This is a genomic window from Prosthecobacter sp., assembly GCF_044222565.1.
Lineage (GTDB): Bacteria > Verrucomicrobiota > Verrucomicrobiia > Verrucomicrobiales > Verrucomicrobiaceae > Prosthecobacter.
On sequence record NZ_JBGANA010000003.1, the window covers coordinates 190,204 to 205,983 of the forward strand.

The 15,780-nt window shown below is 58.9% G+C and carries 20 protein-coding genes; 14 read left to right on the forward strand and 6 right to left on the reverse strand.

From position 1 onward, the window contains the following. Positions 1–62: 62 nt before the first annotated feature. From ACILSR_RS05285 to ACILSR_RS05320, 8 genes are all read left to right on the forward strand, one after another. On the forward strand, positions 63–1,172 hold the full coding sequence (locus ACILSR_RS05285) for a serine hydrolase domain-containing protein (protein WP_395748684.1): 1,110 nt from the start codon (positions 63–65) through the stop codon (positions 1,170–1,172). Positions 1,173–1,317: 145 nt separating this feature from the next. Beyond that, positions 1,318–1,761: a hypothetical protein gene (locus ACILSR_RS05290; RefSeq protein ID WP_395748685.1), complete on the forward strand. Its 444-nt coding sequence runs from the start codon at positions 1,318–1,320 to the stop codon at positions 1,759–1,761. Between the two features lie 17 nt (positions 1,762–1,778). Next, a complete protein-coding gene (locus ACILSR_RS05295) occupies positions 1,779–2,243 on the forward strand; it encodes a DUF2314 domain-containing protein (RefSeq protein WP_395748686.1) in 465 nt (154 codons plus the stop codon). Then, complete coding sequence (locus tag ACILSR_RS05300; protein ID WP_395748687.1) at positions 2,240–2,767, forward strand: hypothetical protein; 528 nt, start codon at positions 2,240–2,242, stop codon at positions 2,765–2,767. The genes ACILSR_RS05295 and ACILSR_RS05300 overlap by 4 nt, the downstream gene beginning before the upstream one ends. An 11-nt stretch (positions 2,768–2,778) precedes the next feature. After that, positions 2,779–3,444, forward strand: coding sequence for a tetratricopeptide repeat protein (locus ACILSR_RS05305; RefSeq protein ID WP_395748688.1), 666 nt, complete (start codon positions 2,779–2,781; stop codon positions 3,442–3,444). A 41-nt stretch (positions 3,445–3,485) separates the two neighbouring features. Then, the gene (locus ACILSR_RS05310; protein ID WP_395748689.1) at positions 3,486–3,929 is read left to right on the forward strand and encodes a hypothetical protein; all 444 of its coding nucleotides are present in this window, start codon (positions 3,486–3,488) and stop codon (positions 3,927–3,929) included. Between the two features lie 357 nt (positions 3,930–4,286). Beyond that, on the forward strand, positions 4,287–4,610 hold the full coding sequence (locus tag ACILSR_RS05315) for a hypothetical protein (protein WP_395748690.1): 324 nt from the start codon (positions 4,287–4,289) through the stop codon (positions 4,608–4,610). Between the two features lie 298 nt (positions 4,611–4,908). Continuing rightward, positions 4,909–5,124, forward strand: coding sequence for a hypothetical protein (locus ACILSR_RS05320; protein WP_395748691.1), 216 nt, complete (start codon positions 4,909–4,911; stop codon positions 5,122–5,124). Positions 5,125–5,197: 73 nt separating this feature from the next. Here ACILSR_RS05320 and ACILSR_RS05325 read toward each other — a convergent pair whose 3' ends face one another. From ACILSR_RS05325 to ACILSR_RS05340, 4 genes are all read right to left on the reverse strand, one after another. Further along, positions 5,198–5,620 carry a type II toxin-antitoxin system VapC family toxin gene (locus ACILSR_RS05325; protein WP_395748692.1) on the reverse strand — a complete coding sequence of 141 codons (423 nt, stop codon included), beginning with the start codon at positions 5,618–5,620 and terminating at the stop codon, positions 5,198–5,200. Between the two features lie 6 nt (positions 5,621–5,626). Next, positions 5,627–5,818, reverse strand: a complete 192-nt coding sequence (locus ACILSR_RS05330; protein WP_395748693.1) for a hypothetical protein — start codon at positions 5,816–5,818, stop codon at positions 5,627–5,629. 88 nt (positions 5,819–5,906) lie between these two features. Beyond that, entirely contained in the window at positions 5,907–6,368 is a 462-nt protein-coding gene (gene smpB, locus ACILSR_RS05335; RefSeq protein ID WP_395748694.1) for an SsrA-binding protein SmpB, read from the reverse strand. Positions 6,369–6,436: 68 nt separating this feature from the next. Then, the gene (locus ACILSR_RS05340; protein ID WP_395748695.1) at positions 6,437–6,640 is read right to left on the reverse strand and encodes a DNA-directed RNA polymerase subunit omega; all 204 of its coding nucleotides are present in this window, start codon (positions 6,638–6,640) and stop codon (positions 6,437–6,439) included. A gap of 131 nt (positions 6,641–6,771) precedes the next feature. On the opposite strand from ACILSR_RS05340, the gene gmd reads away from it, so the two are divergent. Next, a complete protein-coding gene (gene gmd, locus ACILSR_RS05345; RefSeq protein ID WP_395748696.1) occupies positions 6,772–7,791 on the forward strand; it encodes a GDP-mannose 4,6-dehydratase in 1,020 nt (339 codons plus the stop codon). A 30-nt stretch (positions 7,792–7,821) separates the two neighbouring features. After that, on the forward strand, positions 7,822–8,943 hold the full coding sequence (locus ACILSR_RS05350) for a Gfo/Idh/MocA family protein (RefSeq protein ID WP_395748697.1): 1,122 nt from the start codon (positions 7,822–7,824) through the stop codon (positions 8,941–8,943). Positions 8,944–8,947: 4 nt separating this feature from the next. Here the strand turns inward: ACILSR_RS05350 and ACILSR_RS05355 are convergent, their stop codons facing one another. Further along, complete coding sequence (locus ACILSR_RS05355) at positions 8,948–9,421, reverse strand: deoxycytidylate deaminase (protein WP_395748698.1); 474 nt, start codon at positions 9,419–9,421, stop codon at positions 8,948–8,950. Positions 9,422–9,561: 140 nt separating this feature from the next. Here ACILSR_RS05355 and ACILSR_RS05360 point away from each other — a divergent pair, with 140 nt between their 5' ends. From ACILSR_RS05360 to ACILSR_RS05375, 4 genes are all read left to right on the forward strand, one after another. After that, complete coding sequence (locus tag ACILSR_RS05360) at positions 9,562–9,786, forward strand: hypothetical protein (RefSeq protein ID WP_395748699.1); 225 nt, start codon at positions 9,562–9,564, stop codon at positions 9,784–9,786. 272 nt (positions 9,787–10,058) lie between these two features. Beyond that, positions 10,059–11,630 (forward strand): outer membrane beta-barrel protein, encoded by a 1,572-nt coding sequence (locus ACILSR_RS05365; RefSeq protein WP_395748700.1) that lies wholly within the window; start codon positions 10,059–10,061, stop codon positions 11,628–11,630. Between the two features lie 93 nt (positions 11,631–11,723). After that, on the forward strand, positions 11,724–12,440 hold the full coding sequence (locus ACILSR_RS05370; RefSeq protein WP_395748701.1) for a polysaccharide biosynthesis/export family protein: 717 nt from the start codon (positions 11,724–11,726) through the stop codon (positions 12,438–12,440). A gap of 195 nt (positions 12,441–12,635) precedes the next feature. Beyond that, on the forward strand, positions 12,636–14,831 hold the full coding sequence (locus ACILSR_RS05375; RefSeq protein WP_395748702.1) for a polysaccharide biosynthesis tyrosine autokinase: 2,196 nt from the start codon (positions 12,636–12,638) through the stop codon (positions 14,829–14,831). 24 nt (positions 14,832–14,855) lie between these two features. Here ACILSR_RS05375 and ACILSR_RS05380 read toward each other — a convergent pair whose 3' ends face one another. Continuing rightward, the gene (locus tag ACILSR_RS05380) at positions 14,856–15,740 is read right to left on the reverse strand and encodes a LysR family transcriptional regulator (RefSeq protein ID WP_395748703.1); all 885 of its coding nucleotides are present in this window, start codon (positions 15,738–15,740) and stop codon (positions 14,856–14,858) included. Positions 15,741–15,780 lie beyond the last annotated feature (40 nt).

Here is a 15,780-nt window from a genome sequence, read left to right on the forward strand (position 1 = left end):
TCGCCCGCTTCATTTGGAAAATGATTGTAACCATGAGCACCGTTTCCGGCAGGTATAGGCATATGAAAACAATATCCGCAGTCATCCTCGCCTCGCTCTCCCTGGCCTTCAGTTCTGTCCGTGCTGCTTCGCCGCCGAAGGATGTCTCATCACTCCTCGGGCCCATCATTCAGAAAAATGACCTGCCGGGGATGGCTGCCGTCGTGGTTCGTAAAGGCGAAATCGTGGCGCTAGGTATTGCTGGTGTGCGCACGCGGGGCAGGGGAGACAAGCTCGCTGCCAATGACCTGTTTCATCTCGGTTCTGACACGAAGGCGATGACCGCCTTTCTCTGCGGCATCCTGGTTGATGAAGGGAAACTGAAGTGGACTCAGACCCTCGGCGAAACGTTTCCCGAGCTGAAAAAGAGCATGCGTCCGGAATATCAGGCCGTCACGCTTGAGCAGCTTCTCACGCACCGCGGTGGTGCGCCTGGTGCCCTCGAAAAGGATGAGCTTTGGGGCAGGCTTCGTCAGCATCAGGGCTCTGCGACGAGCGCACGCCGGCTGCTCCTGAAGGAGGTTACCTCCAAGCCGCCTGAAGCGGCGCCGGGCGGTAAATACATCTACTCTAATGCCGGCTACGCCATGGCCGGACACATGGCCGAGAAGGTCACCGGCAAATCCTGGGAGGACCTCATGCGTGAGAAGATTTTCCGCCCCCTCGGGATGACTTCCGCAGGCTTTGGCGCACCCGGCAGCGCGGCGAAAAATGACCAGCCTCGTGGCCACAAAGCCGATGGCTCGCCCGTTGAGCCCGGTCCCGAAGCCGACAATCCCGCTGCCATCGGTCCTGCCGGCACCGTGCACTGCTCCATCGAAGACTGGGCCAAGTTTGCCGCGGCCCAGCTTCCCTCCGCCAAGATCAAGCTGGTGAAACCTGCCACCCTGGAGAAGCTGCACACGCCCGCCGCTGGCGAGCCGAAATACGCCATGGGCTGGATCATCGCCGACGGCCAGCCGTGGGCCGGTGGCCGTGCTCTGACCCACAACGGCAGCAATACGATGTGGATGGTGACCGCATGGCTCGTTCCGGCCAAAGACTCCGCCATCCTGGTCACCTGCAATCAGGCCAATGCCAAGGCCTGCAACGATGCTGTGCTGACGATGATTGCTGATTGTTTCAACGAATAGAGGCGGCGATGTGGGGAAGCGTCAGCCGTTTGTCACATCCGAATTCGTCTCGACAAAGGGAGTCATGTCGTGGCATATCACAGCAACGGGTCTCCGCCAACCTCCTACGAGAGACATCCAGCCCTGCGCCATCCATCTTTGACGAATGAAAACAACGCTAGCTGTCCTTGCCTCCCTGGTGCTGATCGCTCTTGCGATTGGGGGGCTGACGCCGTTTTTCGGAGACTCTGCGTCCCGGATTCATCGTGAGCATGGCCTCACTCTCCCGGCCTCCGTTTCAGGCATCGAGTGCCGGGGCGATGCGTGGATGCGAATTTGTTCGGACTGTGGGGCGGCTTCGAGCTTTGAGATTCCCGTGAGCGATCTTCCTGTTTTTCTCTCCCAGCTTCGTGTGATTGATACCGACACTACGTCGTTTTCATCGATCTTTCCCCGCAACCCGCAATACCGTGTCAAACGCTCGTGGATGTCCGGGCGGCCCACCGCCACCTATCATTGCAGTTCACCGACGGCCGATGGTTTGTCGGTTCAGACCTGGACTGCGGGCCCTTCGAGCGTCGGCGTCTGTCTCTACACGGACTGGAATTAGCCTTGAGTCGTCACTTCATGAAAATAGCGCTCCTCTTCTTCGCCCTCTTCGTTCCCGCGATATTCGCGCAGTCACCGCTGGCTCCCAATGCGCCCAAGGACAAACCGGTCCACTCAGAAGCCGAGAAATTTGCGGCGCTCGACAGAGCCATTGCTCCTTACGTGGCCAAGGCGCGCGCCACGTATCCGGATGCAAAGAAGCGGTTTCTGGCTGGCCTGCCCCCCAGGCATGTTTTCTTCCTCACCACTCGCCTGCACGACAAGAAAGGAAATGTGGAGCAGGTCTTCATCGAGGTGCGCAGCATTACCCACGACAAGGTCTCGGGTATCATCGCGAGCGACATCCTGGACGTGGAAGGTTTCAAGCGTGGGGATGCCTACACCTTTGCCGAGTCCGAAATGCTCGACTGGCTGATCTCCAAACCCGACGGCACCGAAGAGGGCAATGTGGTCGGCAATTTCCTCGACACCTACCAGCCATGAAATCTGCATCGTTCATTGTCGCAGCGCTGCTGCTGATCTTCGCCTCCATGTGCCTTGCGGCAGATCCGGTGGGCAGCGTCAAACGCACCGAGACGACACCTGAGGAACTGCGCGACCTGAGCATCACCTTTGAGCGACTGTCGTTCACCTTTCCTGAAGCGGTGCTGGGGCGCTTCTGGATCGAGGCGGAGAAGGATGGCAAGCTGGTCAAAAAGCACGACATTCCCAGCGATGCCGTGCCTGCCTCCACAAGCTTTGCCCTTGGCTACGTGCATACCGCCGATCACTCCGTCTTCGTCTCGGTCACCACCACGCATGATGGCCGTGCCGACCGCCGCACGGGCAGCTACGGCGCGGGTGTGAATGGCGGCACACGCAGCGTGACCTACAAACCGGCTTCTGACCAAGTCCCCCTCGGCGTGCCCGTTGAGCTTTTCAGCGCCGAGGTGAAACCGGGCTGGAGGCATGAGAAAGATCCCACGTGGCGCTTTCGCATCATGGCGCAATTCACCGCACCTCAATAACATCTCCTGCCATGGCTTCATCCGACGACCCGCTTGTCATTCGCACGCAGAAGCTGGACCGGCAGACGCATTTCCTGTGGCTGCCGGGCCGCAGAAAGAGGCTGGCGGCTGCAAGCTATGACGTGGGGTATGACTGCCGTCGCGATGGCAACGTTGCCCTGGCAGAAACCAATTTCCGGCGTGTGCAAACGCTGCTGCCAAACGTGCGTCCGTCCAGATTCAAGCGAAGCATGGAGACGTGCAGCCTCATCGCTGCCTCCCACAATCATCTTGGCATGCTGTGTCTGGACACAGGGCGGCCGGCGGAGGCACGGCCTTCGTTTGACCGTGCCATTGCGATCCGGAAAGAGCTGCTCCGCCTCTTCCCGAAGGAGCGTGAAAACAAGATCTACCTCGGCGGTGCGCTGTGCAATCGCGCCCATTCCGTGGCGGACTCAGACGCGGCAGAGGCCCGCGATTTCTACCAGCAGAGCCTGGCCCTGCTGCGCCAGCCAGACAAGCCCTGTGAGTGCGCCTACTGGGACGAGGAGCGGCAGTCCTGGTGGTGTGCGCAGATGGAGGCGATGGCGAATGCCATCGGCATGCCGTGGGTGTTTCTGGCGCCGCAGTTCATCGACAATGCCATGCGCGGCCTTGACTCTCTGACGCCGCCTGCCACGGGTAATCCAGCGTCATAAGATCAAATCGTCAGGTCACCAATTCATACACGCTCATCCTCATGCCCCTCATCAAACTCATCGCCGCCATCGCGCTTCTTGGCACCGCCATCGCCTCCGCAGCTCCGGGAGATCCTATCGATCCGAAAACCTTCAAGGACACCGTGTCACTGCCGCTCGGCACGCAGGGCACCATTCAGTTCAAGATGGAGGGGGCTGCGATCGCCTCCGCTACGCTCGTCGCGGATCCTGACGGAAAGCTCCCGGGCTTCCGGGTGGACTTCAAGCAGCAGCCTGAATTCCTTGGCCTGAAGGTCAAGAACGCCCTGACCAAGGCACTGCGGTATCGGGCCGCCATCCGCCTGAAAGGCAGCAAGGACTTTCAGGAAACGAGCCTGATCAATCCCATCATGGCCGGCCTCTTGGGTTATGAGACCTGGAAGGACCCCATCGAGGAACTGGTGCTGTTTGATTTCAAACTGACCGCTGAAAAGCCCGAGCCGTGAAGTGCCCGGCGCTTGCGGTGGTTGCCGGTTGCCCACCCTAAGCACGGCAACTTGGCAACCGGCAACCACAGACGCCGTCGGCCTTGATTTTGATGAGCATTGAAGCGCAATTGAGCGCACCACGTGGAATCTCGTGGCACTGGAGGGAAGTCTTTTTGCGCCTTCTTTGCCTGCAGTCTTGGCAACTTGAGCACCTCCAGAGTTGCCGTGGATTTGTGAGGGCCGGACGGCCAAATGCACATGCAAGGGGGCATTGTTTGTGTATCCAAGATAGACCTAGTCGATGCATCTCGTTCCCGCGCACAGTACGCCTGCGCGAACTCGCTTAACGTTATCTGTTCTCTCTCTTCTCTTCCCATGAATCCATCCACTCCTCCCGAACTTCCGCCCGTCTTTTCTCAACCGAACCAGGGTGGTACGGCAGGTGCGCCAAAGCCGCAGGATGATTCCGGGAGCGCATATAACATTCTGGCAGACAAAATTGGCGGTGTGCCCAACCTGCGGAAGAAGGACAATGTGTTTCAGGCGCAGATGGTGGGGGTGTTTCTGCTGATCGGCTGCGGCGCGGGCTGGGTCCTCGGCGGCTGGCCCACAGGGGTGGGGATCGGCGCGCTGGGCGGCTTGATCAGCGGTACTCTCATAAGCGGTTTCGTGCTCATGATCCGGGGCCTGAAACGCTGAGGACGCGGAGCCCGGTTGCCGAGTTTCCAGTTGCCGTGCTTAGGGTGGGCAACCGGCAACCACGGTGCTGAAGCGGGGCTTCTCCATGTGCGCAGCAGAGCGCAAACAGAGGAAAGCAAGGGCAGGAGAGCGCGGGAGGAGGAAGTGATTTGAAGCCATTCCGGTGCGAAATCATGGCAACCAGCGGGCCTGCCAAGTTGCCGACGTTTGTGCCGGATGGTAGGGTAGGTGGCAGGCAATTCACCCGGGAATCATTCAGAAGTAAAGATCAGGCCCCATCGAGCACGCTATGAAAACCATGCGCATTCTCTTCTTCAGTTGTTTGCTTTTATCAGGCACCGGTCTGATTTCAAGCTGTGCCACGACGCAGAGCAGTTCTTCCTATGCACAGCAGAGCCAGGGGGCAGAGGAAGAGGAAGTGTCGGGGATGAAAAAAGTGGGCGGTTACTGCCTGGGGTTTCTCAGCGACTCTGTCCAAAGTATTTTTGCGCAGGGCGTTTCGTTTGGCCTTTGAGGCCCCGGGGGGGCTTATGGTGTTTAAATGAGGCAGGTGAGAGTGGGCTTCTTCACCGTCTATCGGCCTCACTTCAATCCAGCCAGTTTTCGATATGAAGATTTGGGATGTTTTGGAAGTCTGAGATGTTTCGCGTTAGGAGTGTGGCGTCGTGGGCCAGGCAAATGGCAGCGATCTTTAGATCCATGGTGCCGATGCGGGGATGTTTCGGGCGCAGTCGCTCGAACGTGGCTGCGGCTTCTAAATCGAACGGCAGGATGGGGAGCTGAAGGAGGGCCTCGATGCTGCTTTGAAGCCTGGCATAGACAGTCATCTGTGCTCGGCCGGGTGGATGGCGTTTCAGAAGGGAGAGCCAGCCCTGAACACTTTCCTCGACGGCAACAATGCAGGTGAAAACGTCCGCTTTTGTCTCGACGAGGCGTTTTTGAAGCCTGCGGCCAGCCTGAGTGTCCTCCCGTAGTTCACGAAAGTGATTGGTGTCGAGGACGACGAACATCGACTTCTATCGCCGTTTGTTTTCACGCTTGCGCCATAGGGAACCCAGCCGGGCGGCTTCACGATCCAGATCGTCGCCCTTGGCGGTGCCGACAATGGCCTGCCAGGCGGGTTTGCTGGCAGAGGAAACCTTGGCTTCAAGGGCGGCAAGTCGCTGCCTTACTGCCGCGAGTTCCTGTGCGATGGCTTTGGTGCTCATGCTGTGCATGAAATGCCATGGATTCCGGGGAAGTGCAAGCGTGACACTGGCGGCAGCTCGCTACTACGGCGCGGAGCGCGTATGCCGCCTACCGCCGGTTCTTGTCATTAAAATTGGCGACGGTCCTTGCGGCTTCGCGCTTCTCGGCCTTGTCTTTGAGGTCCTGGCGCTGGTCGCCGTGGTTTTTGCCTTTGCCGACGCCGACTTCGACTTTGATGTGGGGGCCTTTCCAGTACATGCGCAGGACGGGAAGGGCGAGGCCCTTCTGCTGGGTCTGGGCCAGCAGCTTCATGATTTCGTTTTTATGAAGCAGGAGCCGGCGGGTGCGGCGGGGCTCGTGGGTGGTGTGGCTGGCTTTGTCGTACAGCTGGATGTCACAGCCATACAGCCAGACCTGGCCGCGATCCACGCGGGCGAAGGCGTCGGCGATATTGAGTTTCCCGAGGCGGATGGATTTGACCTCGGTGCCGCGGAGTTCGATGCCTGCCTCGTATTTTTCGAGGATGTGGTAGTCGCGGGGGGCTTTGCGGTTCGTGGCGATCTCGGACATGGGTCGCGCGGGAGGAACCGCTGAATGTTGACGAAAAACGGGCGGTTCTGCCGGGTGGGGCAGGGGGCCTAGTTCTTGTCGTTGGTGGCGATGGTGATCTTGCCCTGGATGATTTCCATGAGGGCGAGGTCGGCTTCACGCAGGCCGGGACGGCGCTCGACGAGCACAGCATGGCCCGCGGCGATCTGACGGACTCTCTTGGAGACCATGTTGATCAGAACGGGGTGATCTTTGACGATTAGCGCGGCTTGTTCGACGAGGTCAGCTCTCATGATGTGGATTTTGGGCCTGGATTGGGGGGATAGAGGATAGAGGGGGCGGCGTGGGGTGCAACTGTTATGTTCCTGCTTTTCCCCTTGCGAAAATGGAGGCGGTACTGTCTGATCGGCCCTCGATTTGACTCATGAAGAAAGCGCTCATCACCGGCATCACAGGACAGGACGGCTCGTATCTCACGGAACTGCTGCTCGAAAAGGGCTATGAGGTCCATGGGATCATCCGCCGTGCCTCGTCCTTCAACACGGGGCGTCTGGAGCACCTCTTTCAGCCGGAGTCCCACCTGCCCTCGAAAAACCTGCACCTGCATTATGGGGACCTGATGGACTCGGTGGCGCTGGTGAAGCTGCTCTATGACCTGAAGCCTGACGAGGTGTACAACCTTGGCGCTCAGAGCCATGTACGGGTGTCGTTTGACGTGCCGGAGAGCACCGGGGACATCGTGGGGCTGGGCACGCAGCGCATTCTGGAGGCCATCCGCGAGACCGGTCTGGTGGGCAAGGTGCGCTTCTACCAGGCATCCTCATCCGAAATGTTTGGCAAGGTGCAGGCGGTGCCGCAGGTGGAGACGACGCCGTTCTGGCCGCGCTCCCCGTATGCCTGCGCGAAGGTGTACGGCCACTGGCTGACGGTGAACTACCGCGAGAGCTACGGGCTGCATGCGAGCAGCGGCATCCTTTTCAACCATGAGTCGCCACGCCGCGGGGAAACCTTTGTGACGCGCAAGATCACCCGTGCCGCCACACGCATCAAGATGGGCCTGCAGGAGAAGCTTTTCCTCGGCAACATGGACGCCAAGCGCGACTGGGGCTACGCGAAGGATTACGTGGAGATGATGTGGATGATGCTCCAGCAGGACGAGCCGGATGATTACGTCATCGCCACGAACGAGACGCACAGCGTGAAGGAATTTGTGCAGGAGACCTTTGGGGCGCTGGACCTGGACTGGGAGAAGCACGTGAGCTACGACGCCCGCTATGAGCGTCCGGCGGAGGTGGACCTCCTGATCGGCGATCCGGCCAAGGCACGCAAGAAGCTGGGCTGGGAGCCGAAGGTGAAGTTCAAGGAACTGGTGAAGATCATGGTGGAGGCGGATCTGAAGCTGGCGAAGCACGAACTTGCCGTGAAGAACGCGGTGCCTGTTTGATCCGGGGCGTCTGCTCCGTTTGAACGACCTATGAAAAAGATCGGGATCGGGATTATCGGCGGCGGCCTGATGGGCCGGGAGATGGCGAGCGCCTTCGCACGGTGGTGCGCGCTGACGGATGTGGAAGTGCAGCCGGAGCTGGTGGCGGTGGCGGACCTCGTCGAGGACGTGCGGAACTGGTTCCGCCGCATCCCCTCCTGCGCCCAGATCACCGGGGGGTATCAGGAGCTGCTGCTCAATCCGGCGGTGGAGGTGGTGTATGTGGCCGTGCCGCACAACCTGCACGAAAAGATCTACTGCGATGTTTTGGCGGCGGGGAAGGACCTGTTTGCGGAAAAGCCGTTTGGGATCGACCTCGCATCCGCGCGGCGAATCGCGGAGGCGGCGCAGGCCTCAGGCCGCTTTGTGCGCTGCAGCTCGGAGTTTCCCTTTCTGCCCGGGGCGCAACGGGTGATGCAGCATGTGAAGGAGGGCAAACTGGGCCGCGTGCTGGAGGTGGTGGCGGGCTTTCACCACAGCAGCGACCTGGATGCGACGAAAGCAGCGAACTGGAAGCGCAAGTCCGCGACCTGCGGAGAGATCGGGGTGCTGGGAGATCTGGGCATGCATGCCTGCCACATCCCCCTGCGTCTGGGCTGGCGCCCGCAGCGTCTTTTTGCACAGCTGCAGAAGGGCTACCCGAAGCGGCCGGATGGCAAGGGTGGGATGGCGGACTGTGACACCTGGGACAACGCCCTCTTGAATTGCTGGACGGAGATCGGCGGAAACGAGGTACCGCTGCGGTTTGAAATGAAACGCATGGCACCCGGGGAGACGAACACGTGGTTTCTCGAGGTGCTCGGGACCGAGGGCGGGGTGAAATTCAGCACCAAGGAGCCGAAAACACTGTGGGTGTTTGAGAACGGCAAGGAGCAGTACTGGAAGAAGACGGACCTGGGCTTTGGCATGCCGTTCAAGACCGTGACCGGCGGCATTTTTGAGCCGGGATTTCCAGACATGATCCAGCAGATGTGGGCGGCCTACCTGATGGAGCGCGAGGGGCTGCTGGCAGGACGCTGCGGTTGCGCCACGGTGGAGGAGGCAGTGGCCACGCAGGAGATTTTCGCCGCGGCGCTGGCCTCCCACCAGCAGGGGACGGTGACGGCGCTGTGACCCCTCACATGGGGCCGGCTGGAGAGAGAATCTGCGGGTAGTCGGCCAGATGCAGGAGCGGGATGCCATAGCGCGCGGCGATGGCATCTGCCTCGGACTCGGGGTAGTCGTCACGAAAATAGACTTCTTTGACGCCATAGGCGCAGAGCATCTGCATGCAGCTGGTGCAGGGCTTGGTGGTGCAGGCCACGAGGCGCACATTGCCCCGGGTGAAAAGGCTGCAGAGGTTCACTTCGGCGTGCAGCATGAATTTGCGCCGGGCATCCCGATCCGCCCAGAAATCCGGGTCGGCATTGTAGCCGGGAGCGAGGCCATTGTAGGCCGTGCCGATCACCCGGTTGTCAAAATCGATGGCCACCGCGCCCACTTTTCGGAAAGGATCTTCGGACCTGAGGCTCGCGACATGAGCCAGGGCCATGGCGTATTGGGGGATGGTGAGTCGCGCAACAGGTGGAAGGTGGCCTTCATTCATAGACATGGCTGCACATGATCTTTGATGGAGAGGACGTCAATGGAGAGAGGTAACGTTGATTTTGAGGTGGTTTGTTAAAAATCATTTGAACATGTGTTATTGAACACATACTGTTCATATGAGTTAGTTAACACAAAGCCGATGCCATGAATTCGTCCAATTCCAAGCGTGTCCCTCTCCTGAAACTTTTCAGCAAATTGCGGCAGTTCATCGCCGTCGTGCCCGAGGCAAACGCGCCCTACCGTTCGTGGGACAAGGCCTCCTCCAGAGAGATTCAGCTAGAGTTTGATTTTGAGCACCGGAGACGAATTGGCCTTAAGAGACTGCAAATCCCCGTGGTGGCCAAGGCGGGCCGGGAGGTGAAAAAATAAGGGATTCCTTGAGGCGGAAATTAAATATTCAAGGTCAAGTGACGATGTGGCGAAATCGGGACAAATTTAGTATGGACAAAGGCTTCCAAAATTGCTTCTATCGCTTTTAATCCCGACCCAACTCTCCCGTCATGCTGATCAAACACTCTCGATCCCTACCCTGCAATGCTCTTTTGATGGCGTTTACTCTTACGGTAGGCTGCTTGCTGCCGCAAACATCAAGCGCGCAGTTTGGTGTTTCGCCGTCACAGACCAGCAACTTTTTCAACGACTTGCGTTCCCGTGCCGGTCAGCTGAAAAAGAGTGCTCAGTCGGCGGCGCGCTCCCAAGATGTGGTCTATGACTATAATAAAGGGGCCTACGTCAGCCAGGAAGATCAGGAAGGATATCAGAGCCTGCAGCAGCTGTTGAAGTCTGACCGCCAGATTTCGCAGCCTTCCGTGCGAAGCGGCAGCTCCGCGTTCGCCGCCCGTGCCGTGGGTGACTACACCACGTATTCAGGCCAGTATTCCCAGTCTCTCAGCTACTTTGCCCCCACCTACACCTCAGATCCGTTTTTGTCGGGAAAACGCAATCTGATGCTCGGGCCGGTCAACATTGGTCTGGGACTGTACCAAGGCTTCGAGTACAACAGCAACATTCGTCGTACTCCCACACCGGTGTCTGACATCATCAGCAGCACCCTGCTTAATATCAGCGCCAATTACCGCATCTCGCAGAACAACGTGCTGAGCATCACCGGCGGCATCGGTGTTGACCACTATTTCAACCACCCTGAACTGGCCGCCTACGGCAACGGCAGCTATCTGATCAACGTGCTGCCTGGTTCCACGATCGCCTTTGATATCAAGGCAGGACCGGTGAACATCACCATCTATGACCGCATGTCCCTGCGCCCTGCGCTCAACAACGCCTTTGTCGGGGCTGCGAACAATTCGAGCTTCGGTGTGTTCCAGAATGACTTCGGTATCGCCGCCAACTGGCAGATCAACTCGGCATGGGCGCTCGCCACGAACTACACGAACACGATTTCTGAAGCTCTGGGCGCCGCCAATCAGCAGTTCAGCCGTACGATGAACTCCTTCCATGCCTCCCTGACCTACAGCCCTACGGCCACGTGGATTCTGGGAACGGAAGGCGGCGTCTCTCTGCTGCGCTACAAGCAGCCTGTGCTCAACGACGGCACCTTGATCAACTGGGGCCTCTTCGTCAGCGTGCCGCTTGGCAAATCGTCCGTGATCAAGGCTTCGGGCGGCTTGCAGAACTTTAACTTCAAGGCTCCGACGGTGCTGCCACCGGTCGGTCCAGGAGACAGTTCCAATCTTCATGGGTATTACTACAATTTGAGCCTCACCAACCAGCTCAATGCGCGCTTCAGCCACACTCTGACTGTCGGTCACGAGTCCTCCATCAACCTTGCTTCGAACTTCATCACGGCTGACTTCGTCAACTACGGCGTCTCGATGGTCGCCTGGAAGGGTGGCCGCTTCTCCATCTCGGGCTACTATGAAAATGCCCGTCCTTCTCTGACCGACCTGTCCCCGGCTCCTCTCTTTGCAGGCACGGGCTACAAGCTGACGCAGTTCGGTGTGGACCTTTACTACACGCATCAGATCACCACCAAGCTGCGCGCTGGCACCGGCTACCACTTTGGCCGTGCCGACTACTATGGCGTGGCTGGCCGCGATGCCGACCAGAACGGTTTCTCCTTCGACCTGAACTACGCGCTGACCCCCAAGGCTGGTGTTAACCTTGGCTACCGCTACTTCGTCACGAACTACAAGCAGTCCAATGCAGATTCGACACAGACGCGCGTGATTTTGGGCCTGAATTACAATTTCTAACGAAACGGACCGATATTGGTCTATGAACTTCGACACCAGCCCGCCGGTTCCAATTTCCGGCGGCTGGAGGCATCCAAATCGATCTTCAACACCATGAAAAAGCTAGCACTGTCGTTCCTTCTGCTGTCCGCCGCCCTGCCTGACCTCTCGGCGCAAGACCCCGGATTCCGCATTCCTGAGCAATCGAGATCGCGACAGGCTGCCGCCGCACCTTCGGGCGCCGTCAATGCTGGTGCCGCGCTTCTGTCGTCCATGGATAACCTGGACAACAATCAGGCCATTTCGTCTGGAGACACCATCAGCATTCGTGTTCTCGAAGACCGTCGTGATGCAGTGCAGCAGAAGGTGGCTGTGACGGGGGAAGTGCAGGCTCCTTATGTGGGATTGGTTTCGGCAAGAGGAAAAACCTGCCGGGACCTTGCTTTCACCATCAAGAAAGAGTTGGAGAAAAACTTCTTCCAGCATGCCACGGTTTTGGTGGCGATCGACCAGTTCGATCCTGACAGCGTCACAAGGACGAAGGAGTATGAGCTCGATTTCTACGTGATGTTTGGCATCGTGGCCAAGCAGGGGAAGTATGACCTGCCTGCCAATGAAGACATCTCCATCAGCCAGGCCATCCTGCGTGCGGGCGGTTTTGCGCAGTTTGCAGACAAGAAGAAGGTAAAAATTATCCGCAAGACCCCGCAGGGCAACAAGACGATCCTGGTGAACGTGGACGGCATCATGCGTCAGGGAGACTTGTCCCGCGACGTGTTCATCCGCAAGGATGACGTCATCATCGTCGAGGAAAAGACCGTCAACTTCTGAGCCGACTGGTGAGCAGACATAGGTTTCTTCGATTTTAATCGAGGTGAAAATTGAGATAAAATCGAACAGTCGGACTGTCGAATAAATCAAATGGCTTAATTGCGATTTTGAGCGAGTCTGCCATCCCGTAAATTCGTCGGGGGGACGGCAGACTCGCCAGGCAGCCTGCTAGAACAAATTTGGATAATCGAAAACATGGAACAAAACCTCACTCTCCCAGGGCAGGCGCAATCGAGCACGCTGAGCCGTATTCACGAGGCTTCAGCTAAATTCCAGCGTTACAAAATCCTGCTGCGCCGCCGGTGGTGGTTCCTGCTTCTGACTGCGAGCATCGGGGTTTGTGTGCAGGCGCTGCGCATCACCGGACGGCCGCAGGAGTTCCGCTCGCTGGCGAAGCTGGTGGCGGGCGGGCAGCTCAGCTTTGACAACAGCGTTACATGGCGTGAGCAGCAGGCGGATTTCTATGGCACGATCATCGAGACGGTGGAAAGCGCCGAAATGAAGCGCCGCGCCTTGGAGCGCGTGCGGGCGTTGAATCCGGACTTGAAGGATTCGGATGTGGAAATCCGGGTGGCGCAGACCAAGGGGTCGGCCATTTTCAACATATTGGCCACGGGTTCGGAGCCCAAGTACACCCGCATCTTTCTGGACGCGCTGCTGGATGAGTTCATTGCAGTCCGGCAGACCGTGCGCGAAACCGCCCAAGGAAAAGTGCTCCAGCAGTTCCTGCAGGAAGTGCTGAACAAGCAGAAGGCGATGGACGAAAGCCTCGAACGTCTGACCAAGTTCAAGGCGGCCAACAACATTCTCACCATTACCAACGGCAACAATCTTGCCGCCCAGTTCCTCGCCAATCTGGAAAACCAGCGGGATACACAGCGCACCTTGCTGGAGGAACTGCGGCTGGAGATCGCCAATGTGAATGCCGCCATGGAGACCCGTGAGCGCATGCTGAACGCTTCCGGTGCCGCCCCGGTGGCCGGGGCCGCCAAGGCACCTGAGAGCGCGCCGACACCAGGGGTCAAGACCGCGGAAACGAGTCCGGGACGCAATGGCATGACCATGGCTGAGCAGGATTATCTGCGCACCAAGTCAAAGATCACCGAGCTGAAAACGAAATTGGATTCGCTCCTCATTCAGTTTAAGCAGCAGCACCCGATGGTGCAGGATGTGACGGAAGAACTGGCGGCGCAGAAGGCGCTGCTGGCTTCCTATGCGGAGCAGATCCAGCAGGAAATGCATACGCAGATGGCCGACATCCAGCGCCGTGTGCAGGTCCTGGATGCGCAGATCATTGAGAAGCAGAAAGAGGCGCTCGATCTGGGCGGCAAGATCGCCGAGCATGACAAGTACGTCAAAGCGGCTGACTCCGCCAAGATGGCCCATGACAAGCTGTTTGAGAAGGTGGAGCAGATCCAAAATATTTTCAACACCCAGGCGGACTATGTGGCTATTCAGGAGAAGGCCACGCCTGCCTCTGAAAACGTGGAAGACTGGGTGATGCCCATCGTGATCGGCCTGATCGCCGGCATGGGTGCAGGCATTGTGATCCTGCTGCTGTTCGACCGTCTGGACGACCGTATGAACTCCTACAGCGAGTTCCAGACATTGTTCCCCGGAGAAGCAGTGCTTGGCCAGGTGCCTGAGCAGAGAAACCGTGGCGATGTGGCGCTGCTGCGTCCGAATGATGACCGCCATCTCTATGCGGAGGCGTTCCGCAATGTGCGTTCGTCCATTCTCTTCAAGAACTGGCAGGGCAAGCCCCCGAAGACCATCCTCATCACCAGTGCGGTGCCGAACGAAGGCAAGACCACTGTGACATCGAATCTGGCTGTGACGATGGCGCTGGCGGGAGCCCGAGTGCTGCTGGCCGACTGTGACTTGCGCCGTGGTGGGGTGAGCGAACTGTTCAAGCTGCCTTCCACCCCCGGTCTGAGCGAAGCCCTGCGTGGCAAGCTGCACTGGCGTGATGCCGTGCAGGAAACCAGCACCCGCAATCTGGATCTGCTGGCCCGTGGCGATGTGTTTGACCAGACCTCCGAAATGCTCCTCTCCAAGACTGCGGAAGAGATGCTGAAGGAGATGAGCGAAGAGTATGACTACGTCATCTTTGACAGCGCCCCGGTGCTGGTGGCTGATGACACAGCCAGCTTCGCGCCGAAGCTTGATTCGGTGCTCTTCGTGGTCCGCATGTCCTCGACGATGGCCCGCCTCTCCGGCAAGGCGCTGGATCTGCTGTATGAGCGTCAGGTGAACATCGGCGGTGTGATCCTCAACCGCTCCAGCTCGAACCTGAAGGAGTACACTTACTACAACTACGCCAGCTATTACTACGCACCTGCCAAGACCGGCCCGCAGCAGCCGGCTGAGCCTGCCGCTGCCAAGTCCTGATCTGCCCGGGCTCCCGGAGGGTGGCTAAACGCTGCCCTTCGCCAGCAGGTCGGTCACCAGTTTTAAGAGGGCGTCTGCCGCTGGAGAGAGGATGCTGTTTTTCTGCCACACGGCGGCGATCTGGCGCTGCATTTTGGGTTCACGGATGGACACGGTGCGGATGGTGTCCGGAAGGTTTCTGGCTGCCAGCTGAGGGACGATGGCAAGACCAAGACCGGAGGCGACCAGCGAGCGCACGGTCCCGAGTTCGCCGCTCTCGCAGACGAGCTGCGGTTCAAACCCGGCTTTGCGGCAGGACTCCGAGGCCATGTCACGCGCGCGGCCTTTGTAGAAGATGAAGGATTCAGCGGCCAGTTCTCCGAGTGACAGCGCTTTTTGCCTGGCCAGAGGATGGGATTTTGCGACCAGCAGGACGAAGGGTTCGGTCAGGATCGTCTGGGTCTTGAACATGGATTTGCTGGCCGGGAGCTGAAGGAAGCCGATGTCTGCCAGCCCGGATTCGACGCAGTCGGCCACGCGCTCGGAGCTCTCTTCGATCAACTGCAGCTTCACCTTCTCATGCTGCTGGCTGAAGCGATGAACCACCTCCAGCAGCAGGCAGGCGCTGACGCTGGGGATGGTGGCGATGACAAGCTTTCCGCCACGCAGCTGGGCCACGTCTGAAACGACCGCCTTGGCCGCCTCTGCCTGCATGAGCAGTCCCTCCGCACGGGGCAGGAGGGCTTTCCCGGCGGCGGTGAGCTGAGTCTCTTTGCGGCCGCGGATGAAAAGCTGGGTGCCGAGTTCCGCCTCGAGATTTTTCATCTGCTGACTCAGCGCGGGCTGTGCCATGTGCAGGCGGTCCGCCGCCCGGGTGAAGCTGCGCTGGCGGGCGATCTCCAGGAAATAGCCGAGTTGGTAGAATTCCATGATGCAGCGGCTAGATTGAAGCATCCTTTCTCGTTTCCAA

Coding starts and splice junctions, on each gene's coding strand:
- ACILSR_RS05350 (WP_395748697.1), top strand. CDS start 7,822: ATGAAAAAGATCGGGATCGGGATTATCGGCGGCGGCCTGATGGGCCGG.
- ACILSR_RS05290 (WP_395748685.1), top strand. CDS start 1,318: ATGAAAACAACGCTAGCTGTCCTTGCCTCCCTGGTGCTGATCGCTCTT.
- ACILSR_RS05315 (WP_395748690.1), top strand. CDS start 4,287: ATGAATCCATCCACTCCTCCCGAACTTCCGCCCGTCTTTTCTCAACCG.
- gmd (WP_395748696.1), top strand. CDS start 6,772: ATGAAGAAAGCGCTCATCACCGGCATCACAGGACAGGACGGCTCGTAT.
- smpB (WP_395748694.1), bottom strand. CDS start 6,368: ATGTCCGAGATCGCCACGAACCGCAAAGCCCCCCGCGACTACCACATC.
- ACILSR_RS05330 (WP_395748693.1), bottom strand. CDS start 5,818: ATGAGCACCAAAGCCATCGCACAGGAACTCGCGGCAGTAAGGCAGCGA.
- ACILSR_RS05360 (WP_395748699.1), top strand. CDS start 9,562: ATGAATTCGTCCAATTCCAAGCGTGTCCCTCTCCTGAAACTTTTCAGC.
- ACILSR_RS05325 (WP_395748692.1), bottom strand. CDS start 5,620: ATGTTCGTCGTCCTCGACACCAATCACTTTCGTGAACTACGGGAGGAC.
- ACILSR_RS05370 (WP_395748701.1), top strand. CDS start 11,724: ATGAAAAAGCTAGCACTGTCGTTCCTTCTGCTGTCCGCCGCCCTGCCT.
- ACILSR_RS05320 (WP_395748691.1), top strand. CDS start 4,909: ATGCGCATTCTCTTCTTCAGTTGTTTGCTTTTATCAGGCACCGGTCTG.
- ACILSR_RS05310 (WP_395748689.1), top strand. CDS start 3,486: ATGCCCCTCATCAAACTCATCGCCGCCATCGCGCTTCTTGGCACCGCC.
- ACILSR_RS05305 (WP_395748688.1), top strand. CDS start 2,779: ATGGCTTCATCCGACGACCCGCTTGTCATTCGCACGCAGAAGCTGGAC.
- ACILSR_RS05285 (WP_395748684.1), top strand. CDS start 63: ATGAAAACAATATCCGCAGTCATCCTCGCCTCGCTCTCCCTGGCCTTC.
- ACILSR_RS05300 (WP_395748687.1), top strand. CDS start 2,240: ATGAAATCTGCATCGTTCATTGTCGCAGCGCTGCTGCTGATCTTCGCC.
- ACILSR_RS05380 (WP_395748703.1), bottom strand. CDS start 15,740: ATGGAATTCTACCAACTCGGCTATTTCCTGGAGATCGCCCGCCAGCGC.
- ACILSR_RS05355 (WP_395748698.1), bottom strand. CDS start 9,421: ATGTCTATGAATGAAGGCCACCTTCCACCTGTTGCGCGACTCACCATC.
- ACILSR_RS05295 (WP_395748686.1), top strand. CDS start 1,779: ATGAAAATAGCGCTCCTCTTCTTCGCCCTCTTCGTTCCCGCGATATTC.
- ACILSR_RS05340 (WP_395748695.1), bottom strand. CDS start 6,640: ATGAGAGCTGACCTCGTCGAACAAGCCGCGCTAATCGTCAAAGATCAC.
- ACILSR_RS05375 (WP_395748702.1), top strand. CDS start 12,636: ATGGAACAAAACCTCACTCTCCCAGGGCAGGCGCAATCGAGCACGCTG.